The sequence below is a fragment of the Kineococcus auxinigenes genome (assembly GCF_050871525.1).
In the GTDB taxonomy this organism is placed as follows: domain Bacteria; phylum Actinomycetota; class Actinomycetes; order Actinomycetales; family Kineococcaceae; genus Kineococcus.
This window is the reverse complement of record NZ_JBKBCT010000018.1, coordinates 17983-40387: the sequence shown is the minus strand read 5'-3', so window position 1 is coordinate 40387 and position 22405 is coordinate 17983. Positions and strand designations below refer to the sequence as shown.

Annotated in this window: 18 protein-coding genes and 1 pseudogene; 14 read left to right on the top strand and 5 right to left on the bottom strand. The window is 75.2% G+C overall.

From position 1 onward, the window contains the following. Window positions 1–34: 34 nt before the first annotated feature. Both ACRYR9_RS07675 and map read right to left on the bottom strand, forming a co-directional pair. Window positions 35–250: a PspC domain-containing protein gene (locus ACRYR9_RS07675; protein WP_432491394.1), complete on the bottom strand. Its 216-nt coding sequence runs from the start codon at window positions 248–250 to the stop codon at window positions 35–37. An 80-nt stretch (window positions 251–330) separates the two neighbouring features. Beyond that, window positions 331–1221 carry a type I methionyl aminopeptidase gene (gene map / locus ACRYR9_RS07670; protein WP_432491392.1) on the bottom strand — a complete coding sequence of 297 codons (891 nt, stop codon included), beginning with the start codon at window positions 1219–1221 and terminating at the stop codon, window positions 331–333. A gap of 54 nt (window positions 1222–1275) precedes the next feature. Here map and ACRYR9_RS07665 point away from each other — a divergent pair, with 54 nt between their 5' ends. The 12 genes and pseudogenes from ACRYR9_RS07665 (at window position 1276) to ACRYR9_RS07610 (ending at window position 14135) form a co-directional block, all read left to right on the top strand. Then, complete coding sequence (locus tag ACRYR9_RS07665) at window positions 1276–1461, top strand: methionine aminopeptidase (RefSeq protein ID WP_432491390.1); 186 nt, start codon at window positions 1276–1278, stop codon at window positions 1459–1461. Window positions 1462–1619: 158 nt separating this feature from the next. Next, the gene (locus ACRYR9_RS07660) at window positions 1620–2885 is read left to right on the top strand and encodes a toxic anion resistance protein (protein ID WP_432491449.1); all 1266 of its coding nucleotides are present in this window, start codon (window positions 1620–1622) and stop codon (window positions 2883–2885) included. A 5-nt stretch (window positions 2886–2890) separates the two neighbouring features. Further along, on the top strand, window positions 2891–3781 hold the full coding sequence (locus ACRYR9_RS07655; protein ID WP_432491388.1) for a hypothetical protein: 891 nt from the start codon (window positions 2891–2893) through the stop codon (window positions 3779–3781). An 8-nt stretch (window positions 3782–3789) separates the two neighbouring features. Beyond that, window positions 3790–4872 (top strand): hypothetical protein, encoded by a 1083-nt coding sequence (locus ACRYR9_RS07650; RefSeq protein WP_432491386.1) that lies wholly within the window; start codon window positions 3790–3792, stop codon window positions 4870–4872. 55 nt (window positions 4873–4927) lie between these two features. Next, entirely contained in the window at window positions 4928–5722 is a 795-nt protein-coding gene (locus ACRYR9_RS07645) for an AIM24 family protein (protein ID WP_432491384.1), read from the top strand. A gap of 152 nt (window positions 5723–5874) precedes the next feature. Beyond that, window positions 5875–6450, top strand: coding sequence for a TerD family protein (locus tag ACRYR9_RS07640; protein ID WP_432491382.1), 576 nt, complete (start codon window positions 5875–5877; stop codon window positions 6448–6450). 134 nt (window positions 6451–6584) lie between these two features. After that, window positions 6585–7778 carry a DUF475 domain-containing protein gene (locus tag ACRYR9_RS07635; RefSeq protein ID WP_432491380.1) on the top strand — a complete coding sequence of 398 codons (1194 nt, stop codon included), beginning with the start codon at window positions 6585–6587 and terminating at the stop codon, window positions 7776–7778. Window positions 7779–7823: 45 nt separating this feature from the next. Further along, window positions 7824–8714 (top strand): hypothetical protein, encoded by an 891-nt coding sequence (locus tag ACRYR9_RS07630; RefSeq protein WP_432491378.1) that lies wholly within the window; start codon window positions 7824–7826, stop codon window positions 8712–8714. Between the two features lie 84 nt (window positions 8715–8798). Then, window positions 8799–9377, top strand: coding sequence for a TerD family protein (locus ACRYR9_RS07625; RefSeq protein WP_432491376.1), 579 nt, complete (start codon window positions 8799–8801; stop codon window positions 9375–9377). 51 nt (window positions 9378–9428) lie between these two features. Continuing rightward, a complete protein-coding gene (locus tag ACRYR9_RS07620) occupies window positions 9429–10670 on the top strand; it encodes an HpcH/HpaI aldolase/citrate lyase family protein (RefSeq protein WP_432491374.1) in 1242 nt (413 codons plus the stop codon). Window positions 10671–10675: 5 nt separating this feature from the next. Further along, window positions 10676–13224, top strand: a pseudogene (locus tag ACRYR9_RS07615) (phosphoribosyltransferase domain-containing protein). Next, window positions 13221–14135 carry an HAD family hydrolase gene (locus ACRYR9_RS07610; protein ID WP_432491372.1) on the top strand — a complete coding sequence of 305 codons (915 nt, stop codon included), beginning with the start codon at window positions 13221–13223 and terminating at the stop codon, window positions 14133–14135. The pseudogene ACRYR9_RS07615 and the gene ACRYR9_RS07610 overlap by 4 nt, the downstream one beginning before the upstream one ends. On the opposite strand, the gene panB is transcribed toward ACRYR9_RS07610, so the two are convergent. Continuing rightward, window positions 14081–14908: a 3-methyl-2-oxobutanoate hydroxymethyltransferase gene (gene panB / locus ACRYR9_RS07605; RefSeq protein ID WP_432491370.1), complete on the bottom strand. Its 828-nt coding sequence runs from the start codon at window positions 14906–14908 to the stop codon at window positions 14081–14083. The two genes, ACRYR9_RS07610 and panB, sit on opposite strands and share 55 nt — an antisense overlap. Beyond that, window positions 14905–16719: an NAD+ synthase gene (locus tag ACRYR9_RS07600; RefSeq protein WP_432491368.1), complete on the bottom strand. Its 1815-nt coding sequence runs from the start codon at window positions 16717–16719 to the stop codon at window positions 14905–14907. The genes panB and ACRYR9_RS07600 overlap by 4 nt, the downstream gene beginning before the upstream one ends. Before the next feature lie 149 nt (window positions 16720–16868). Between ACRYR9_RS07600 and ACRYR9_RS07595 the strand changes: the two genes are divergently transcribed. Both ACRYR9_RS07595 and ACRYR9_RS07590 read left to right on the top strand, forming a co-directional pair. Further along, a complete protein-coding gene (locus ACRYR9_RS07595) occupies window positions 16869–18212 on the top strand; it encodes a glutamine synthetase family protein (RefSeq protein ID WP_432491366.1) in 1344 nt (447 codons plus the stop codon). Beyond that, entirely contained in the window at window positions 18209–21310 is a 3102-nt protein-coding gene (locus ACRYR9_RS07590) for a bifunctional [glutamine synthetase] adenylyltransferase/[glutamine synthetase]-adenylyl-L-tyrosine phosphorylase (RefSeq protein WP_432491364.1), read from the top strand. Before ACRYR9_RS07595 ends, ACRYR9_RS07590 begins: the two co-directional genes overlap by 4 nt. Here ACRYR9_RS07590 and fgd read toward each other — a convergent pair. Next, window positions 21298–22335, bottom strand: coding sequence for a glucose-6-phosphate dehydrogenase (coenzyme-F420) (gene fgd, locus ACRYR9_RS07585; RefSeq protein ID WP_432491362.1), 1038 nt, complete (start codon window positions 22333–22335; stop codon window positions 21298–21300). The two genes, ACRYR9_RS07590 and fgd, sit on opposite strands and share 13 nt — an antisense overlap. Window positions 22336–22405 lie beyond the last annotated feature (70 nt).

The following is a 22405-nucleotide window of genomic DNA, read 5'->3' as shown; positions in this document are numbered from 1 at the left end:
GAGCGGCTCGCGGCGCCGCCCGGCGCGCCGCGCCTCAGCGCACGGCGCGCGCCGACCCCTCCCTGGGCATGATCACCCACAGGGCCAGGTACGCCAGGAACTGCGGCCCGGGGATCAGGCACGACAGCAGGAACAGCAGGCGCACGACGTTGGCGGACAGCCCGAACCGGCGTCCGAGGCCGGCGCACACGCCGGCGATCAGCTTGCCGCGGGCAGGGCGGACCAGGCCGGTGGTGGCGAGGGCGTTCACTGCGGGCTCCTCTCGACGGGGGTGTCGAGGGGGCAACGAGCGAGGCGGGCGCGGGGTGCCCGGGCGGGCGTGCGGCGGGCTCAGGGCAGCGTGAGGACCTCCGCGCCGGTCTCGGTGACGACGATCGTGTGCTCGAACTGCGCGCTGCGCTTGCGGTCCCTGGTCACCACCGTCCAGCCGTCCTCCCACATGTCCCACTCGTGGGTGCCCAGCGTCAGCATCGGCTCGACGGTGAAGACCATGCCCGGTTCCATGACGGTGGCGTGCTCGGGAGCGGCGTCGTAGTGCGGCACCACGAGGCCGGAGTGGAACGCCGGGCCCACGCCGTGACCGGTGAAGTCGCGCACCACCCCGTAGCCGAAGCGCTTGGCGTAGGCCTCGATGACGCGCCCGATCACGTTGATCGCGCGCCCCGGGGCGACGGCTGCGATGCCGCGGCGGGTGGCCTCGCGGGTGCGTTCGACCAGGAGGCGGGACTGCTCGTCGACCTCGCCGCACAGGTAGGTGGCGTTGTTGTCGCCGTGCACGCCGTCCAGGTAGGCGGTGACGTCGAGGTTCACGATGTCCCCGTCGCGCAGCACCGTGGAGTCGGGGATGCCGTGGCAGACGACCTCGTTGACGCTGGAGCACAGCGACTTCGGGAAGCCCCGGTAGCCGAGCGTGGAGGGGTAGGCGCCGTGGTCGCAGAGGAACTCGTGGCAGACCCGGTCCAGCTCGTCGGTGGTGACGCCCGGCGCGATGCGCTTCGCGGCCTCCTCCATCGCCTGCGCGGCCAGCCGCCCGGCGCGGCGGATGCGCTCCACGCCCTCGGGGTCGATGACGTGCGAGCCGGTGTAGGGCGCCGGCGCCGGGCGGTCGACGTACTCGGGGCGCGGGATCGAGGCGGGCACCGGCCGCCGCGGGCCCACCGTCCCGGGGACGAGGTCGCCCGGGGGGGCGGTGGTGCCGGTGGTGGTGGTGCCGGAGCTCATGCGGGGAGTCTAGGTCGGGTGCGCCCGGCGCCCGCAGGGGCGAGGATGGCGGGCGTGAGCGCAGGACCGTACTACTACGACACGCGCACCGGTGAGGTGCAGGACGACGAGCGCCGCGCGCCCGGCAAGTACCTGCTGGGCCCGTACGCCACCCGCGAGGAGGCCGCCCGCGCCCCCGAGCTGGCCCGGGCCCGCACGGAGGCCGAGGACCGCAGGGACGAGGAGGAGGACGACTGGTGAGGCACGCGCCGCCGGCCCCTCCCCACCCCCGGGCGCACCCGGGGGTCCTCCGTCGGGTGGATGCCGCGGGCACCCTTGCGGGGCCAGGATCGTTGAGCCGGTGCGGCTCCTAGGATGAGCCGCGCGTGGCAGTGGTCGAGGACGAGGGGAACCGCCTGATGTCGGAGTCGCTGGACCTGAGCAAGCCGCTGACGCCGCCCGCGGCGACGGCGCCGGTCGCGAGCGACCTCAACCTGACGCCCCCGGCCCCCGTGCCCGTCGTCGCCGACGAGCAGGCCGAGAGCATGATCCCGCTGGACGAGGCCACCCGCACCGAGCTGGCCCGCAAGGCGCAGGCGTTCGTCGCAGACCTCGCCGCCCAGGACCCGCGCAGCCCCGCCTTCACCAAGCGCGTGGACGACATCACGCGGATGGGGGAGCAGGAGGTGCGCGCCTCGGCGCAGGTCTCCAACCGCATGCTGGAGCGCCCGGCGTCCTCGCTGGCCGGCGCCAAGGGGCAGAAGGCCGCCGGGCCGGGCGCGGACGCGCAGGTGAAGGTCGCCGGCACGCTGCTGGACCTGCGCCGCACGGTCACCGAGCTGGACCCGGGCCGCGCCGACCTCAAGGGCGCCAAGAAGATCCTCGGGATCATCCCGATGGGCAACAAGATCCAGCGGTACTTCGAGCGCTACCAGGACGCCCAGTCCCAGCTGGACGCCATCATCAAGGCCCTCGCCAGCGGTCAGGACGAGCTGCGCCGGGACAACGCCTCCATCGAGTCCGAGAAGCAGCACCTGTGGGCCACGATGGGCAAGCTCACCGAGTACGCCACCCTCGCCAAGGCGCTGGACGAGGCCACGGTGGCCAAGATCGAGGAGCTGCGGGTCAGCGACCCGGCCGCGGCGGACGCCCTGACCTCCGACGCGCTCTTCCCGATCCGCCAGCGCCACCAGGACCTGCTGACCCAGCTGGCCGTCAGCGTGCAGGGGTACCTGGCGCTGGACCTGGTGCGCAAGAACAACATCGAGCTCATCAAGGGCGTGGACCGGGCGCAGACCACCACGGTCGCGGCGCTGCGCACGGCCGTGATCGTCGCGCAGGCGCTGGCCAACCAGAAGCTCGTGCTGGACCAGATCAACGCGCTGAACACCACGACGAACCAGATGATCCTGTCGACCTCGGAGATGCTCAAGCAGCAGACCGGGCAGATCCACCAGCAGGCCTCCACGGCCACGGTGGACGTCGCCACGCTGCAGAAGGCCTTCGACAACGTCTTCGCCACCATGGACGCCATCGACACCTTCAAGCAGCAGGCCGTCGTGAGCATGGCCTCCACCGTGGACGCGCTGGAGGGTCAGGTGCACCGCTCGCGCTCCTACCTGGAGCGGGCGCGCAACGGCGAGGGCGACGGCTCCGGCCCCGCGCTGCCGGGGCCGGGGAGGTGAGCGAGGTGGCCGAGCGCGCGCCGCGCGCCCTGCGGGCCCGCGGCCGCGGCGGCGACGTCGCGGCGCGCCGGCGCAGCGGGCCGGCGCAGGCGCCGCCGGAGCTCGTCTCGCGACGGTTGCGCAGCCGCGCCTGGCGCGCGGCGAACTCCTGGTGGCTGGCGATCCCCGCGGTGGGGCTGCCGTGGCTGGCGTTCCTGTACATGGGCCTGCGCGGCCGCCGGCCGGCGTGGGTCGCCGCCGCCGCGGGGTACTTCGCGTCCTTCGGGGCGTCCTTCGCGCTGCTCGCCGGTGACGTGCTGCTCGCGAACGTGCTGGGCCTGCTGCTCGCGTTCGGCACCTGGGGACTGGGGCTGGTGCACTCGATCATGGCGAACTCCCGCTGGTTGCGGATCAAGGCGGCCTTCACGAACGCGGCGCTGGAGCCGGCCCCGTCCGCCCCGTCCGTCCCGGTGGGACCGCCCGAGCCGGCCGACCCGGTGCAGGCGCTGCAGGCCCGCCTGCGCGAGACCGTGCAGCGCGCCAACCGCGCCGGCGGCCGCCTGCCCGACGGGGCGGTGCCCGCCGTGCGCGAGGTCGAGGACGTCCTGCGGCCCCTGCTGGCGCACGTCGCGCGCCGCGGCGCGCAGGTCGAGGAGATGCACAACCTCGAGGCGATCGTCACCGAGTACCTGCCGCAGGCGCTGGAGCGCTACCTGGACCTGCCGGAGGACTACGCGCTGCACCACCGCGGCCCGGCGGGCACCACGCCCGCCGAGGAGCTGGTCAAGCAGCTCGGGCTGCTGCTGGAGGGGGCGCGCGAGCTGCAGCAGGCCGTGTACGACCACGACGCGCGCCTGCTCAGCGAGCAGGGCCGCTTCCTGGACGCGAAGTTCCGCCGCTCGGACCTGGACCTGTAGGAGGCGTCGTGGGGGTCGACCTGAGCAGGGGCGGGGAGCAGCCCCCGGAGCGGCCGCGCGAGGCGCCGGGCGAGCCGCCGCCGGTCGCGGGAGCCGCGGTCCCCGTCCGCTCGACGCCCCCGCCGGCGCCGTTCCGGCCCAGGCCGCCCTCGCCGCCGGTGAAGTCCGGCGGCAAGGGGAAGTCGGGCGGGAAGGGGAAGCCGCGCGGGAAGAAGGCCGTCGAGGGAGCGCACGGGTCGCACGCGGCGTGCAGCGCCGACGACGCCGAGGCCCGCGAGCTGGAGGAGCTCGGGATCGACGAGTCGCGCCTGACCCCCCTGGGCGCCACCCTCCCGAAGGTCGGGTTCGTCCCGGACCCCGTCCTGCAGGCGGTCCGCTTCGCCTGGATGGGCCTGTGGATCACCCTCTTCGCCGTCCAGTGGGCCGAACTCGCCCTGGTGGTGATGTTCGCCTGGATCGGCGCCAACACCGCCTACGAGACGCACAAGAAGGAGCTGCGGCGCCGCCGCAAGCGGGAGATGCGGGCGCTGCGCGCCGAGGCCGCCGGTGGCCCGCCCGCGCTCACCGGCCCCTCCGCGGGCAACCGCCCGCTCACCGGCCCGGGGCACCCGCCCGCCGGCGCGGTCCCGCCGCGGCCCTTCCCCGACCGCCGGCCGCCGGACGCGGTGCCCCCGGTCAGCGACGCCGAGCGCGCCCTCATCGCCACCGTGCACCGCGTCGACAGCAGCGGCCGCTTCGAGCGCACCGACGTCGTCCTCGTGCACGAGGTCGCGGACCTGCTCGGGCCGCTGCTGCTGCGGGTGGCCGAGCGCGGCGCGGACCCGCGGGTGCGCCACGACCTGGAGACCCTGGCCACCGAGCACCTGCCGCGCACGGTGGAGGACTACCTCGCCCTGCCCGCCGACTACGCCCGCGAGCACCGCACGCCCGCCGGGACCACTCCGGCCGAGGAGCTGCGCAGCCAGCTGCACCTGCTCCTGGAGGGCTGCCGGCGGCTGCGCGACGCCGTGCACGACGCCGACGTGGACCGCCAGCAGCAGCAGACCCGGTTCCTGGAGTCGAAGTTCCGCCGCGGCGAGCTGGACCTGTGAGCACCGCCGCCGGACCCGGCGCCGGACCTGAGGAGCGAACGGTGAGGAGCGGATCGTGAGCCTCGACGTGCAGCTGGTCGGCACCACCACGCAGATGGCGGTGGTCACCCTGCGGCCGGGACAGGTCGTCTACGCGGAGGCGGGCAAGTTCCTGTTCTCCTCCGGGGACGTCGTCATGGAGACCAAGCTGACCGCTCCGGGGGAGGGGGGCGGCGAGGGCGGCCTGGGCGGGCTGCTGCGCGGCGCGGTCGGCGCCGGCAAGCGGGTGCTGGCCGGGGAGTCGTTCGCCTTCCAGCACTTCTCCACCCCGGGCGGGGACGGCCTGCTGGGCCTGGCGGGCGTGCTGCCCGGCGAGATGCGCCACCTGGAGCTGGACGGCTCCACCACCTGGTTCGCCGAGAAGGACGCCTTCGTCGCCGCCGAGGCCGGCGTGCGCTTCGACATCGCCTTCTCCGGGCTGGGCCAGGGGCTCATGGGCGGCGAGGGCTTCATCCTGGAGAGGTTCACCGGGCGCGGCTCGCTGCTCATCGCCGGTGCCGGGGACTTCATCGACCTCAACCCCGCCGACTACGGCGGCACGGTGCGCGTGGACACCGGCTGCATCGTGGCCTGGGACGACGGGGTGGAGTACAGCGTGGAGACCGTCGGTCGGCTGAACCGGCAGGGCATCATGAGCGCCGTCTTCGGCGGCGAGGGCCTGACGCTGGCCACGCTGCGCGGCAACGGGCGCGTGATCCTGCAGTCGGTCACCATCGAGGGCTTCGCGAAGGCGCTCGCCAAGAACGCCGTCAAGCCCGACCAGCAGGGCCTGGGCGCCATCGGCGGCCTCTTCTCGGGGTCGCGCGGCTGAGCACGCGGGCCGGCCGCGCTCGCGGCCCGGCCCGGCGGAACCACCCGCCCCCCCGTGCACGTTCAGCGGGGGCGGGGACCTGCCGCACGCGGTAGACACGGGTGCGGCACCACGCACGACCGACGCAGGACCGACGAAACGGAGCGCACACCATGGGCGTCAGCCTCAGCAAGGGCGGCAACGTCTCCCTCACCAAGGAGGCGCCGGGCATGACCCGCGCCGTCATCGGGCTCGGCTGGGACGCGAACAGCTTCACCGGCTCGGAGTTCGACCTCGACGCGCAGGCGATCATGGTCGGGGCCAACGGCAAGGTGCCCAACGACGGCTACTTCGTCTTCTTCAACCAGCTGAAGTCCCCCGAGGGCTCCGTGGAGCACACCGGCGACAACCGCACCGGTGAGGGCGACGGCGACGACGAGAAGATCAACGTCGACCTCTCCGGGATCCCCGCGGAGATCGAGAAGGTCGTCTTCACCGTCGCCATCTACGACGCCGACACCCGCAAGCAGTCCTTCGGCCAGGTCCGCAACGCCTTCATCCGCGTGGTGAACGCCGACGGCGGTACCGAGGTCGCCCGCTACGACCTCTCCGAGGACGCCTCCACCGAGACCGCCATGGTCTTCGGCGAGCTGTACCGCAACGGGGCCGACTGGAAGTTCCGCGCCGTGGGCCAGGGCTACGCCGACGGCCTGCGCGGCATCGCCACCGACTTCGGCGTCAGCGTCTGACACCACCCCGCCTCGGCCGGCGGGACACCGCCGCGCGGCCCCGTGCCGCGCGGCGGTTCGCCCTGCCGCGCCGCTCCTGAGAAGGTGCGGTGACCGACCCGCGCGGCGGGTCCTGACGAACAGGAAGCAGACGCGTGATCCTCAAGACCTACGGCTGGTCGTTCGCCGTGACGATCGCCGGGCTGGTGCTGGCCGCCTGGTACGGCCTGACGGCCCACCTGGGCATCTTCCAGGCTCTGCTGCTGGTGGCCATCCTCTGCGTCCTGGAGATCAGCCTCTCCTTCGACAACGCCGTCGTGAACGCGACGGTGCTGGAGAGGATGAGCGACTTCTGGCAGAAGATCTTCCTCAGCGTCGGCATCATCATCGCCGTCTTCGGCATGCGGCTGGTCTTCCCGATCGTCCTGGTCAGCGTCACCGCCGGGCTGGGCCCGGTCGAGACGGTGGAGCTGGCGCTGCAGGGCGGGGACCCCGAGGAGCCCGGCACGTACGGGTACGAGCTGAACCAGGCCCACCCGACGATCGCGGCCTTCGGCGGCATGTTCCTGCTGATGCTGTTCCTCAACTTCTTCTTCGGCGAGAAGGAGCACCACTGGCTCAAGCCGCTCGAGCGCTTCGGCGAGCGCGCGGGCAAGCTGGAGGCGGTCCAGGTCGTCGTCGCCGGCGCGGTCCTGCTCGTGGCGGCGGAGACCTTCGCGACCGACCACGGCCGCACGGTGCTGGCCTCCGGCCTGGCCGGCATCCTGACGTACCTGCTGGTCAACGGCCTCGGTGAGCTCTTCAACGTCGAGGAGCACCTCGAGCACGGCGAGGGCCACGACGAGGCGGAGCGGGACACGCCGCTGGAGGGCGGCGGTGCGCCCGTGCCCGGCCAGGGCGGCACGAGCACCACCGGCGGTGGCGGTGCCAGCGGCCCGACCGGTGTGGCCAAGGCCACCGGCAAGGCGGCGTTCTTCCTGTTCCTGTACCTGGAGGTCCTGGACGCCTCGTTCTCCTTCGACGGCGTCATCGGCGCGTTCGCCATCACCTCCGACCCGATCATCATCGCGATCGGCCTGGGCGTCGGCGCCATGTACATCCGTTCCATGACCGTGCACCTGGTCAAGGAGGGGACGCTGGCGCAGTACCCCTACCTGGAGAACGGCGCGCTGTGGGCGATCGGCGCCCTCGCGGTCATCCTCATCATCAGCATCGAGGTGCACGTCCCCGAGGTGGTCACCGGCCTCATCGGCCTGGCCTTCATCGTGGCGGCCCTCATCAGCTCCATCGTGCACAACCGCCGCCACCCCGAGGACGCGCACGTCCAGGCGCACGCGGAGGCGCACTGACGGCCCCGGCGGTGCGGTGACGGCGCAGGGCCCCGGCACGGGGCGGTGAGCACGGAGGAGGGCGCGGTGGCGGGGGTGAACAGGCCGGCCGAGGAGGTGCACAACTTCCTCGGCCGCCCCGGGCCGCGGCGCAGCGACCGCACGCTGGTCGACCACCTGGCGCCCCGGCCCGCCCGGCGCCCGGCGCCGTCGCCCACCCCCCGCGCCGAACCGGCGCCCGCGGTGCGCGAGCAGGTGCTCACCCCGGTACGACCCGCACCGGCACCCACCGCACCGGTCCCCGCCGCACCCGCCCCGGCGGCCCCGGCCGCCGCCGTGGGCAGCGCCCGGCGCTCCGAGTCGCTCCTCGTGCTCGACGACGAGCGCCCCTCGGCGCGGGTGCCCGCCGCGGAGCGCGGCACGGGCACCCTGCGCGTGCTGCTGGAGTGGGAACCGCAGCGCAGCGCCTCCGGCCTGCAGCGTTCCACCGACCTGCACCTGGGGTGCCTGTGGGAGACCCGCGACCGGCGCAGCGGCCTCGTGCAGTCCCTGGGCGACCTGCTCGCCGCCCCCGGCTACGGCGCCCGCCAGGTGCTGCGCCTGGGGGCGCGCAGCGAGGAGGGTGAGGAGCTGCTGGTGGACACCCGCCACCTGGAGCTGCTGCGCCGCCTCGTCCTCTACGTCTACGCGGTGCGCCCCCAGCCGCCGGACTTCACCGCCCTCGCCCCGCGCATCACGCTGCGCCGCCGCGACGGGGCCCGGTTGCAGGCCTGGGCCACGAACGCCCCGCCGGGAGCGCGCACCTGCGCACTGGTCTCCGTCCACGACGTGGGCGGGGAGCTCGTGGTGCGCCGCGAGAACGAGTTCTTCACCGGCCCGCAGCAGGAGGTCGCCGAGGCCTTCGGCTTCGACGACCTGGCCTGGGACCCGGGCGGCACCGTCCCCCGGCACGCCTGAACGCTCCCGGAACACCTGAACGCTCCCGGAACACCTGAACGCTCCCGGAACACCGGAGAACACCGCACGAGGAGGAGTCAGCACGTGGTCGACCTCACCAAGGGCCAGAAGCTGTCGCTGAGCAAGGCCGGCGGCGGCTCGCTCACCCGGGTCTCGATGGGCCTGGGCTGGGACGCCGTCGCCAAGGGCTTCCTGGGCCGGCGAAAGTCCATCGACGTGGACCTGGACGCCTCCTGCCTGCTGTTCGACGCCTCCGGGCAGCTCGTGGACACCGCCTGGTTCCAGCAGCTGCGCAGCAAGGACGGCTCGGTGACCCACACCGGCGACAACCTCACCGGCGAGGGCGAGGGCGACGACGAGGTGATCGTCGTGGACCTGCCCGCGGTGCCCGAGCGGGTCGTCTCCCTCGTCTTCACGGTCAACAGCTTCACCGGCCAGGACTTCTCCTCCATCGAGAACGCCTACTGCCGGCTGCTGGACACCGCGCAGCCGCAGGCGGTGGAGCTGGCCCGGTACCGGCTCACCGGCTCCGGCAGCCACACCGCGCAGGTCATGGCCAAGCTCAGCCGCGACGGCTCCGGCTGGTCCATGACCGCCATCGGCCAGCCCGCCTCCGGGCGCACCTTCCGCGACCTCCTGCCGGCGATCACCCCGCACCTCTGAGCAGCGCCCCACCGCCCACCTCTCCAACCCGACGGGAGGAGGAGCGCCGTCGTGCGCCACTTCGCCGAGCTCGACCCCGGGCGCACCGCCGCGCTGTTCCTGCACCCGCCGCGGCCGGTCGACCTGGCCGCCGGGCGGGACGAGCTCGCCGTCGCGCTCGGCGCCACGATCTACTGCCCGGCCACCCGCCAGCGCCTGGCCGACGACCTGCTGCGCCTGGCCCGCCGCGGTGTGCGCAGCGCCGTGGCGTGCCTGGAGGACTCGGTGCCCGACGACCGCGTCGGCCACGCCGAGGACACCCTGGTGCGCGAGCTGGCGGACCTCGCCCGGCACCCCGAGTGGGCCCAGGGGCCGCCGCTGATGCTGTTCGTGCGTGCGCGCACCCCCGAGCAGCTCCTCGCCGTCGTCGAGCGTAGCGGTGTCGGCGTGGACTGCCTGCAGGGCTTCGTCCTGCCCAAGTTCGGCGGCACGGGCCAGCCGGACCCGCGGCTCTGGATGCAGGCGGTGCGGCGCGCCTCGGAGCTCGCGGGCCGGCGGTTGTGGGCGATGCCCGTGCTGGAGAGCCGCGACATCGCCCACCTCGACACCCGGCACGAGGCGCTGTTCGCCGTGCGGGCCGTCCTGGACGATCACCGCGACCTGGTGCTGGCGGTGCGCACCGGCGCCACGGACCTGTCCGCCGCCTACGGTCTGCGCCGCCCGCGCGGGGCCACGGTGTGGGACGTGCGGGTCGTCGCCGGCGTCCTGGGCGACGTCATCAACGTGCTGGGCCGCGCCGACGGCAGCGGCTACCCCATCACCGCACCGGTGTGGGAGCACTTCACCTCCGGCCCGCGGGTCTTCCGCACCACCCTGGCCGCCGGGCCCTTCGCGGGGTCGGGCGCCGAGGACCTGCGCGAGCAGCTCATCGCCGAGGACCTCGACGGGCTGGTGCGCGAGCTGGAGCTGGACCGCGTCAACGGCCTGCAGGGCAAGACGGTCATCCACCCCTCGCACGTGGCGGTGGTGCACGCGGTGTCGGTGGTGACCCACGAGGACTTCTGCGACGCCTCCGACGTCCTGGCCCAGACCGCGGGCGGGGTCATGGCCTCCAGCTACCGCAACAAGATGAACGAGGCGGGCCCGCACCGGCCGTGGGCCGAGCGGGTCCTGGCCCGGTCGCGCGCCTTCGGCGTCGCCCGCCCGGACGTCTCCTACGCGCACCTGCTGCAGGCGCAGGACGACGCCTGGCAGGCGTTCGCGCACCCCGCCGGTGAGCGGGCCGCCGCAGCGTCGACGGAGGTGCAGCGGTGAGGGCGCTGGACGCGTGGGCCGGCTCGTGGGTCCAGGACCGGCTGGACGTCCGGCTGGACGGACAGCCCGGCGCGGACGGGCTGCACGTGCGCGACCTGCTCGGGCTGGCGCTGCGGCGCAACCCCCGCCGCGCCCACCTGCTGGTCTCCGCCGTGCTGGGCAAGCACGTGCCCACCGACCCGCGCCTGGTGCGGGCGGCCGGGCTGCGCCTGGGTGCGCTGGCCGCCACCGCGCTGGGCGCCCCCGCCCGGCAGGGCCCGCCCGCCGTCGCCTGGCGGGCCGCCCTGGCCGGGGACGGCCCGGCGGCCCGGCAGGTGCTGGACGCCGCGCTCGCCGGCACCGCACCGGTGCCCGGTGCCCTCGTCGTCGGGTACGCCGAGACCGCGACCGGGCTGAGCCAGGCGGTCGCCGAGGCGCTGGGGGCCGCCTGCCTGCACTCCACCCGGCGCGCGGTCCCCGGCGCCGACGGCTACGCCGGTTTCGAGGAGGAGCACTCCCACGCCACCGGCCACCAGCTGCTGCCGGCCGAGCCGGAGGTGCTGGCCCGCCTGGCGGACCCGGCCTCACCGCTGGTGCTCGTCGACGACGAGCTCTCCACCGGCCGCACCGTCGCCAACACGTTGCGGGCGCTGCACGCCCGCACGCCCCGCGAGCACTACGTCGTGGCAGCCCTGGTGGACGTGCGCTCCGCAACGGACCACGAGCGGCTGGACGCGCTGGCCGCCGAACTGGGTGCCCGCGTCGACGCGGTCGCCCTCGCCGCCGGCAGCGTGCGGCTGCCGCCGGACGTGCTGACCCGCGGGGAACGGCTCGTCGCAGCCGTCGCTCCTCCCGCCCCGCGAGAGCGCCCGGTGCCGGCCGCGGCCGCGCTGCCCGTGGACTGGCCGGCGCGGGTGCCCACCACCGCCCGCTTCGGCACCGCGCCGCGGCACGCGGCCGCCGTGGCCGCCGCCGACCTCGCCGGGCCCGCGGCCGCGGATCTGGCGGGCGCCGAGGACGTGCTGGTGCTGGCCAGCGAGGAGCTCATGCACGCCCCGCTGCTGCTGGCCGCTCAGCTCGCCCAGCGGCTGGCCGGCACCGTCCGGTTCTCCTCCACCACCCGCTCCCCGGTCCTGGCCGTGGACGCCGACGGCTACGCCGTGCGTTCCTCCGCCGCCTTCCGCAGCCACGACCCGGCGGTGGACGGTCCCGGCGTGCGCTACGCCCACAACGCCGACCGCACCGCGCGCGGCGAACCGCCCTGGGGCGCGCTCGTGCTCGTCGTGGACTCCGCCTCCGACCCCGCCGCCCTGCGCGCCCCCGACGGCGCCCTGGCGGCCCTGGCGCCGCTGGCCGAGCGCCTGCACCTGGCCACCCTGCCCGCCGACGTCTGGAGCCCGCACCCGTGAGCACCGCCCTGCCCGAGCCGCTGCGGGGCCCCGCCTTCTCCAGCTACGCGCCCGACGAGGTCGCCTGGCTGCTCACCGACCTGTCGGGGGCGGCGCTGGAGGCGCCCGCCGAGGAGCGCGAGGAGGCCGTGCAGTCCGGCGGGGCGCACTACGCCGAGTCCCTGCCGGTGGAGTACGTGCCGAGCGCCGAGTACGGGGCGCTGTTCGAGGCCGCCCTGCAGCGCACGGCGCGCCGCGTCGCCCTGGGCGTCGGCGTCGTCGCCGGGCTGCTGCGCGCCGAGCGCGGCGAGCAGCTCGTGGTGGCCTCGCTGGCGCGCGCCGGCACGCCGGTGGGGGTGCTGCTGCGCCGCTGGGCCGCCCGCGAGGGCCTGGACTGGCCGCACTACGCGATCTCCATCGTGCGCGGCCGGGGCATCGACGCGCTGGCGCTGCGCTGGCTGGCGGCGCACCACGACCCCGCGCGCGTGGTGTTCCTGGACGCCTGGACCGGCAAGGGCGCCATCGCCCGGGAGCTGTCGGCGGCACTGGCCTCCTCAGGGGTGGGCGGCTTCTGCGACGACCTGGCGGTGCTGGCCGACCCCGGCTCGTGCGCGCGGACCTTCGGCAGCCGCGCGGACTACCTCGTGCCGTCGGCGTGCCTGAACTCCACCGTCTCCGGCCTGGTCAGCCGCACCGTCCTGAACGACCGGCTCATCGGGCCGGGCCGCTTCCACGGCGCGAAGTTCTACGCCGACCTGGCCGGTGCGGACGTCTCGAACCGCTTCCTGGACGTGGTGTCCGGCTTCTTCGACGACGTGGCCGGTGAGGTCCCCGCCGCCGTGGAGGCCGTGCGGGCGGGGGAGCGCGAGCCCACGTTCGCCGGCTGGGCGCAGGTGGAGCGGATCTCCGCCGAGTTCGGCATCGGCGACGTGAACCTCGTCAAGCCCGGGGTGGGGGAGACCACGCGGGTGCTGCTGCGGCGGGTGCCGTGGCGGGTGCTGGTGCGCCCGGACGCGGAGCTGGAGCACCCCGGCGACCTGGCGCACCTGCGGCTGCTGGCCGACCAGCGCGGCGTTCCCGTGCAGGAGGTGCCGGGGCTGGCGTACAGCGCCGTCGGCCTGATCCACCCGAGGTACACGCGCGGCGCCACCGGCGCGGACGGGCGCGTGGCGCAGGTGGCCCCGTGAGCGGGGGCGGCGCCGTGAGCGGTGTGCTGGCGGCCAGCGACCTGGACCAGACGCTGGTGTTCTCCGAGCGCTCGGCCGGCGCGGACGTCGCCGGCCTCGTGCCGGTCGAGGAGTACGACGGCCGCACGATCTCCTGGGTGACGCCCGCGGCGTGGGAGGTGCTGGGCGAACTGGTGGCGTCGGGCGCGTTCGTGCCCGTCACCACCCGCACCCCGGAGCAGTACCTGCGCATCCGCTGGCCGCAGCGGCCCCCGCGGCTGGCGGTGTGCGCGAACGGCGGGGTCCTGCTCGTCGACGGCGAACCGGACGAGGCGTGGACGGCGCGGGTGCGCCGGGACCTCGGCGGCTGCGCACCGCTGGAGCGCGTGCACGCGCGCCTCACCCGCGTCGTGGGCGAGGCCCGCGCGGCGGTGCCGGGTTCCGCGGAACCCGCGGTGCGGGACGTGCCCGGGTTGTTCTGCTACGCGGTGCTGCGTGACGGCCAGCGCCCGGCGCTGGAGGGTGCGCTCCTGGGGGACCTGACGGTCCTGCTGGACGGCTGGGGGTACGCGGTGTCCCTGCAGGGCCGCAAGCTGTACGCGGTACCGCGGCCGCTGACGAAGTCCGCCGCGGTGGCCGAGGTGGTGCGCCGCGGCGGGTTCGCCGGTTTCGTCGCCGCGGGCGACTCGCTGCTCGACGCGGACCTGCTCGTGGCGGCGCGCGCGGCGGTGCGCCCGGGCCACGGTGAACTCCTCCGCGCCGGCTGGGACCACCCGGGGGTCCGGCTGCTGGAGGCGGCAGGCGCCGCGGCGGGGGAGGAGACGGCGCGCTGGCTGCTGGCGGCGGTGCGCGGGACGGATCGCTCGGCGCGGCCGGCTCAGAAGGAGTGCTCGGGGCCGGGGAACGTCCCGGCGCGCACGTCCTCGGCGTAGGCGCGCGCCGCCTCGCCCAGCGCGCCGCGCAGGTCCGCGTACCGCTTGACGAACCGCGCGGTGCGTTCGGACAGGCCGGCGAAGTCCTGCCACACCAGCACCTGCGCGTCGCACCCGGCGCCCGCGCCGATGCCGACGGTGGGGATCGCCAGGGTGCGCGTGACCTGCCCGGCCACGTCCGCCGGCACCATCTCCAGCACCACCGAGAACGCCCCCGCCTCCGCGACGGCGCGCGCGTCGGCCACCACGGCGTCGGCGGCGTCCCCGCGGCCCTGCACCCGGTACCCGCCCAGGGCGTGCTCGGCCTGCGGGGTGAACCCCACGTGCCCCATGACGGGGATCCCCGCGTCCACCAGCGCCCGCACCCGCGAGGCGCTGCGCACCCCGCCCTCCAGCTTCACCGCGTGCGCGCCGCCCTCCTTCATCAGCCGCACGCCCGAGGCCAGCGCCTGCTCGTCGGAGGCCTCGTACGTGCCGAACGGCAGGTCCGCCACGACCAGCGCGTGCGGGGCGCCGCGCACCACCGCGCGCACCATCGGCAGCAGGTCCTCCAGCGTCACGCCCAGGGTGCTGGGCATCCCCAGCACCGTGTTGGCCGCCGAGTCGCCCACCAGCAGCGCCGGGATCCCCGCCTCGTCGAAGACGGCCGCGGTCAGCGCGTCGTAGCTGGTGAGCATCGCCCACCGCTCGCCGCGCTCCTTCATCGCCGTCAGGTGGTGCACCCGGGTGCGCCGGCGCGGTGCGGGCTCCTCGGTGGCGTAGCCCGAGCTCACGTCAGCGCCTGCCGGGCGGCGTCGCCGGGCACCACCGGGGGCGCCAGTTCCGGGCCGGCGGCCGGCTCGCGCCAGCGGCTGGAGATGGGCAGGCGGCGGTCGCGGCCGAACGCCTTGTAGGAGATCTTCGGGCCCGGTGCGAACTGGCGGCGCTTCCACTCCGCGCGGTCCACCAGCGTCACCACGGAGTCGACGACCGCGGCGTCGAAGCCCTCCGCGAGCATCTCCGCGCGGCCGCGGTCGCCCTCGACGTAGTCCTCCAGGATCGCGTCCAGCACCTCGTACGGCGGCAGGGAGTCCTGGTCGGTCTGGTCCGGGCGCAGCTCCGCCGACGGCGGCTTGGTGATGGTGCTCTCCGGGATCGGCGGCTGCTCACCGCGCTCGGCGGCCTGCGCGTTGCGCCAGCGCGACAGCTCCCACACCAGCGTCTTGGGCACGTCCTTCAGCGGTGCGTACCCGCCCACGGAGTCGCCGTACAGGGTGGAGTACCCCACGGCCAGCTCGCTCTTGTTGCTGGTGGCCAGCGCGAGGTGGCCCTCCTGGTTGGCCAGGCCCATCAGGGTGGTGCCGCGCACCCGCGCCTGCAGGTTCTCCTCGGCCACACCCGTCAGCGGCACCGCGCCCAGGAAGGCCTCGACCATCGGCGCGATGGGGTACTGCCGGTACTCGAACCCGCAGCGGCGAGCCAGGTCCTCGGCGTCGTCGCGGGAGTGCTGCGAGGAGTACCCCGAGGGCAGCGAGATGCCCACGACGTTCTCCGGCCCGATCGCGTCGCACGCCAGCGAGGCCACCAGCGCGGAGTCGATGCCGCCGGACACCGCGACGATCACCGAGCGGAACCCGTTCTTGCGCACGTAGTCCCGCAGGCCCAGCACGAGGGCGGCGTGCACGTCGGCGACGTCCGGCAGGGGTTCGTGGTGCACCCCCTCGCGGGGCTCGTACGCGGGCACCGGCTCGTCGCTGACCGTCACCCGGCGCACGCCGCCCACCCAGTCCGGGGAGGTGTCCGCCGCCGGCAGGTCCAGGTCCGCCACGACGAGCGCCTCGGTGAACTGCGGCCCGCGCGCCAGCACCCGCCCCCCGGCGTCCACCACGAGGGAGTCGCCGTCGAAGACGAGCTCGTCCTGGCCGCCGACGGCGTTGACGTACGCGACGGGGCAGCCGGCCTCCGCGGCGCGCCGCTCGACCAGCTCCAGGCGCACGTCGTCCTTGTTGCGCTCGTACGGGGAGGCGTTGAGCACCGCCAGCAGGCCCGCCCCGGCGTCGCCGGCCTTCTGCACCGGCCCGCCGTCCTGCCACAGGTCCTCGCAGATCGCCACGGCCACGTCCACCCCGCGCACCCGCACCACCAGCAGGTCCTCGCCGGGCACGAAGATGCGGTACTCGTCGAAGACGCCGTAGTTGGGCAGGTGGTGCTTGGCGCACCGGGCCACCACGCGCCCGCGGTGCAGGACCGCGGCGCAGTTCTGCGGCAGGTCGCGCCGGCCGGTGGGGCCGCCCGGAGGGGTCAGGCCCTGCTCCGGCTCGGGCGTGCGGTCCACGTAGCCGACGACCACGACCAGCTCGCCGTTGCCGTCGTCGGCCAGCTCCGCGGCCAGCCGCCCCAGGGCCCGCTTCGAGGCGTCCACGAAGGACCGGCGCAGCGCCAGGTCCTCCACCGGGTACCCCGTCACGGCGGTCTCGGGGAACAGCGCCAGGTGCGCGCCGTCCTCCGCGGCGCGCCGCGCCCACTCCCGCACCGAGCGCACGTTCCCGTCGAGGTCGCCGACGGTCGTGTCGACCTGCGCCATGGCCACCCGCAGCTGAGGCATGCCGCTCACCCTAGTGAGCGCCGTCACGGGCCTCGCGACCACCCGGCGGGCGGGGGCTCCGGGGCGCCGGCGGGGGCATGGGGGAGGATGGCGCCGCAGGGCGCCGACGACCGCCGGGGTCCTCGTGAGCGACGACGGGAAGGGTGGCCATGGACCGCCAGCAGGAGTTCGTGCTGCGCACGCTGGAGGAGCGCGACATCCGCTTCGTCCGGCTGTGGTTCACCGACGTCATCGGGACGCTGAAGTCGGTGGCCATCGCCCCGGCCGAGCTCGAGGGCGCCTTCGGCGAGGGCATCGGCTTCGACGGCTCCGCCATCGAGGGCCTCTCGCGAGTGTCGGAGTCCGACATGCTGCTCAAGCCCGAGCCGAGCACCTTCCAGGTGCTGCCCTGGCGCACCACCGACGACCACCAGGGCACCGCGCGCATCTTCTGCGACATCCTCACGCCCGACGGGCAGCCGGCCCGCTCCGACCCGCGCAACGTGCTCAAGCGAGCCCTGGACCGCGCAGCCCAGCACGGCTACACCTTCTACACGCACCCCGAGATCGAGTTCTACCTCTTCAAGGGGCCCCTGCAGCGCGGCGCGGTGCCCGAGCCGGTGGACTACGTCGGCTACTTCGACAACCACCCCGGCGGCACCACCACGGACTTCCGCCGCGAGGCGATCTCGGTGCTGGAGAGCATGGGCATCTCGGTGGAGTTCAGCCACCACGAGGGCGGCCCCGGGCAGAACGAGATCGACCTGCGCTACGCCGACGCCCTGACGACCGCGGACAACGTCATGACGTTCCGCACCGTGCTGAAGGAGGTCGCCGGGGAGATGGGGCTGTACGCCAGCTTCATGCCCAAGCCCCTGGAGAACCAGCCCGGCTCGGGCATGCACACCCACCTCTCGCTCTTCGACGGCGACGCCAACGCGTTCTACGAGGCCGGTGCCGAGTACCAGCTCTCGCGCACCGGCCGGCAGTTCATCGCCGGCGTCCTGCGCCACGCCGCCGAGATCACCGCGGTGACCAACCAGTTCGTCAACTCGTACAAGCGGCTGTGGGGCGGCGGCGAGGCCCCCAGCTACGTCAGCTGGGGCCACAACAACCGCTCGGCGCTGGTGCGGGTGCCGATGTACAAGCCCAGCAAGGCGCAGTCGGTGCGGGTGGAGTACCGGGCGCTGGACTCCTCCTGCAACCCCTACCTGGCCTTCGCGGTGCTGCTCAGCGCCGGGCTGAAGGGCATCGAGGAGGAGTACGAGCTGCCCGCCGGCGCCGAGGACGACGTGTGGGCGCTGACCGACTCCGAGCGCCGCGCCATGGGCATCGAGCCGCTGCCGCAGAGCCTGGAGCACGCCGTCTCCGTCATGGAGCGCTCCGAGCTGGTCGCCGAGACCCTCGGCGAGGGCGTGTTCGACTTCTTCCTGCGCAACAAGCGCGCCGAGTGGGCCGACTACCGCGCGCAGGTCACGCCCTTCGAGCTGCAGCGCTACCTGCCGCTGCTGTGAGCACCGGGCCCGGACGGCGCACCAGCGCCACCGCGCAGCTGGCCCGGGCGGGGTTCGCCGACCCCGCCCGCGGCCTGCAGCTGCTGCGCGACGCCGCGCTGGCCGACGTGGTGCGCGCGGGCGGCGGCGACGAGCCGCTGGCGGACGAGGCCACCGCCGGTCTGGTGCGCGCCCTGGGCCGCACCGCCGACCCCGACCAGGCGCTGCTCGCCCTGGTGCGCTGGAGCGAGTCCCTGGCCGCGTCGCCCCCCGCGGACCCCGCCGCCGGGGCGCACGCCGCGCGCGAGGTGCTGCGCGACGGTGACGATCCCGGCACCGCCGGCACCCGGGCGCGGCTGCTGGCGGTGCTGGGCGGCTCCCTCGCGCTGGGCGACCACCTCGTGCGCCACCCCGGTCACTGGACGGTGCTGTCCTCCGGCGCGGCGCCCGGTCCCGGCGAGCTGCGCGCCGAGCTGCTGCGCGCGGTCGGCGCCGACCCCGCCGCACCGGTGCCGGTCGCCGCCGACGCCTCGGCCGGTGAACCCGGTGCCGACGCGCTGCGGCTGGCCTACCGCCGCCGCCTGCTCGCCCTGGCCGGGCGCGACCTGGCCGCGCCCGACCCCACCGCCGTCCTGCACGAGACCTCCGCCGAGCTCGCCGACCTGGCCGCCGCCGCGCTGGAGACCGCCCTGGCGCTGGCCCGCGCCGAGCTGCCCGGCGGCGGTGCGGAGTGCCGCCTGGCCGTCATCGGCATGGGCAAGGCCGGTGGCCGGGAGCTGAACTACCTCTCCGACGTGGACGTCGTGCACGTCGCCGAGCCCGCCGACGGCGCCGACGAGGCCGAGGCGCTGCGCACCGGCACCAAGCTGGCCGCCACGCTGCAGCGCATCTGCTCCGCCCCCACCGCCGAGGGGACGCTGTGGGAGGTCGACGCCGGGCTGCGCCCCGAGGGCAAGCAGGGCCCCCTGGTGCGCACCCTGGCCAGCCACCTGGAGTACTACCGCCGCTGGGCGAAGACGTGGGAGTTCCAGGCGCTGCTGAAGGCTCGCCCCCTCGCCGGAGACCGCGACCTGGGGCGGGAGTACGTGCGCGGCATCGCCCCCCTGGTGTGGAGCGCCGGGGAGCGCGAGGGCTTCGTCGAGGACGTGCAGGCGATGCGCCGCCGGGTGGAGTCCCTCATCCCCTCCAAGGAGGCCGAGCGCCAGCTCAAGCTCGGCAGCGGCGGCCTGCGCGACGTGGAGTTCTCCATCCAGCTGCTGCAGATGGTCCACGGGCGCACCGACGAGCGGCTGCGCGCCAGCGCCAACACCCTGGAGGCGCTGGAGGCCCTGGCCACCTACGGGTACGTCGGCCGCCACGACGCCGGCGAGCTGGACCGCGACTACCGGCTGCTGCGCTCGCTGGAGCACCGCGTCCAGCTGCACCGGCTGCGCCGCACCCACGTCCTGCCCACCGCCGAGACCGACCTGCGCCGGCTGGGCCGCTCGATGGGCCTGCGCGGCGACCCCGTGGCCGCGCTCGACACCGTCTGGCGCGGCACCCGCCGCGACGTGCGCCGGCTGCACGAGAAGCTCTTCTACCGCCCCCTGCTCTCCGCGGTGGCGCGGCTGTCGGCGGCCGACGCCCGCCTGGACGCCCAGCTCAGCCCCGAGGCGGCGCGCGCCCGCCTCGCCGCCCTCGGCTACCGCGACCCCGCCGGTGCGCTGCGGCACCTGGAGGCCCTGACCTCCGGCGTCAGCCGCCGCGCCAGCATCCAGCGCACGCTGCTGCCCGTCCTGCTCGGCTGGTTCGCCGACGGTGCCGACCCCGACGCCGGGCTGCTGACCTACCGCCAGGTCTCCGAGGCCCTGGCCGGCACCCAGTGGTACCTGACGATGCTTCGCGACTCCGGCGCGGCCGCCGAGCGCCTGGCCTCGGTGCTGTCCGCGGCGCGGATGCCCGCCCAGCTGCTGCTGCGCAGCCCCGAGGCGGTCGCGGTGTTCGCCGACGACGACCGGCTGGCGCCCTACGACGTCTCGGAGGTCATCGCCGACGCCGCCGCGGCCGCCGCCCGGCGCGCCGAGCCGTCCACGGCGGTGCTGGCCGTGCGCGGCGTGCGCCGCCGCGAGCTGTTCCGCACCGTCGTGGCCGACCTCGTGGGGGCGCGCGACCTCGCCGGGGTGGGCCGGGCCCTGGCCGACGCGGACCAGGCCGTCCTGGACGTCGCGCTGCGCGTCAGCGCCCGCGAGGTCGAGCGGCGCACCGGCGGCGCCCTGCCCACCCGGCTGCTCGTGGTGGGCATGGGCCGCCTGGGCGGCGCCGAGACCGGCTACGGCAGCGACGCCGACGTCCTCTTCGTGCACGACCCGCTGCCCGGCGCGCCCGAGACGGAGGCCCAGCGGGCGGCCACCGAGGTCGTCGCCGAGCTGCGCCGCCAGCTCGGCTCCCCGGGGCCAGAACCGGCGCTGGAGGTGGACGCCGACCTGCGCCCGGAGGGGCGCAACGGGCCGCTGGTGCGCTCGCTGGCCAGCTACCGCGCGTACTACGAGCGCTGGTCGCAGCCGTGGGAGGCGCAGGCGCTGCTGCGGGCCAGGCCCGTGGCCGGTGACGCCGACCTCGGCGAGGCGTTCCTGGAACTGGTGGACCCGCTGCGCTGGCCCGCGGGAGGGCTCGCGGAGGCGGACGTGCGCGAGGTGCGGCGCATCAAGGCGCGCGTGGAGGCCGAGCGGCTGCCGCGCGGGGCGGACCCGCTGCGCCACCTCAAGCTGGGCCGCGGCGGCACCGCCGACGTGGAGTGGACCGCGCAGCTGCTTCAGCTGCGCCACGCCGGGGAGCACGAGGCCCTGCGCACCACCTCCACCGTCGGCGCCCTGCACGGCGCGGTGCGCTGCGGGGTGCTGGACGCCGAGGACGCCGAGGTCCTCGTCGGCGCCTGGACGCTGGCCTCGCGCGCCCGCAACGCCGTGGCGCTGTGGCGCGGCAAGCCCGGCGACTCGCTGCCCACCCACGTGCGCGACCTCGACGGCGTCGCCCGGTTGTTCGGGTTCGAGCCGGGGTCGGCGGGGGAGTTCGAGGAGCTGTACCTGCGCACCACCCGCCGCTGCCGCGCGGTGGTGGAACGCGTCTTCTACGGGCGCTGAACCCCCGGCCGCAGCAGCGGCACCACGTCGGCGGTGAACTGGCTCAGGAACCGCGACTGGTCGTGGCCGGGGGCGTGGAAGACCAGGTGGGTGAACCCGGCGTCGACGTACTCCTGCACCGCCTGCGCCACCCGCGCGGGGTCCGAGGCCACGATCCAGCGCTTCGCGACCTGCTCGATGGGCAGCTCGTCGGCCAGGCGCGCCATCTCCACCGGGTCGTGCACGCCCGCCTTCTGCTCCGGGCTCAGCGACAGCGGCGCCCAGAAGCGGGTGTTCTCCAGCGCCCGGGCCGGGTCCTCGTCGAAGGACACCTTGATCTCGATGGTGCGGTCGATCGCCGAGGCCTCGCGCCCGGCGGCGGCCAGCCCCTCCTCCAGCGCCGGCAGCAGCGTGGAGCGGTACAGGTCCATGCCCTTGCCGGAAGTGCAGATGTACCCGTCACCGGCACGGCCGGCGTACTTCGTCACCCCCGGCCCGCCACCGGCCACGTAGATCGGCACCGGGGAGGTGGGGCGGTCGTACACGGTCGCGTCGTGCAGCCGGTAGAACTCGCCCTCGAAGGTGACGCGCTCGCCCGACCACAGCGCCTTGATCAGCCGCACCGCCTCGCGCAGCCGCGCGAAACGTTCCCTGGCCTCGGGGAAGTCCACGCCCACCGCGGTCTCGTTCAGGGCCTCGCCGGTGCCGATGCCGAGGATCACCCGGCCCGGGGCCAGGCAGCCCAGCGTCGCGAACGCCTGGGCGATCACGGCGGGGTTGTAGCGCAGCGTGGGGGTCAGCACGCTGGTGCCCAGCTGCACCCGCGAGGTCCGCGCCGCCACCCACGGCAGCCACGTCAGCGCCGCCGGGGCGTGCCCGTCCACGTGCCGCCACGGCTGGAAGTGGTCGGAGATCCACACCGAGTCCAGGCCGGACTCCTCCGCCTGCACGGCGAAGTCCGCCAGCTGCGCGGGGTCGAACTGCTCCGCCGACGCCTTGTACCCCAGCCTCAGCGCCTGCCCGTGCGTGTCCACCGTCTGCGTCACCGCTGCCCCGCCTCCTCGTTCCCCGCGACCGCTCGCGTCGCCGTCAACCTAGCCGCCGGGCCGGGCGGCA

Excerpts from the sequence above, each read along its gene's own strand:
- ACRYR9_RS07660 (WP_432491449.1), top strand. The coding sequence starts at position 1,620 with ATGTCGGAGTCGCTGGACCTGAGCAAGCCGCTGACGCCGCCCGCGGCG.
- ACRYR9_RS07640 (WP_432491382.1), top strand. The coding sequence starts at position 5,875 with ATGGGCGTCAGCCTCAGCAAGGGCGGCAACGTCTCCCTCACCAAGGAG.
- ACRYR9_RS07595 (WP_432491366.1), top strand. The coding sequence starts at position 16,869 with ATGGACCGCCAGCAGGAGTTCGTGCTGCGCACGCTGGAGGAGCGCGAC.
- ACRYR9_RS07600 (WP_432491368.1), bottom strand. The coding sequence starts at position 16,719 with ATGCCTCAGCTGCGGGTGGCCATGGCGCAGGTCGACACGACCGTCGGC.
- map (WP_432491392.1), bottom strand. The coding sequence starts at position 1,221 with ATGAGCTCCGGCACCACCACCACCGGCACCACCGCCCCCCCGGGCGAC.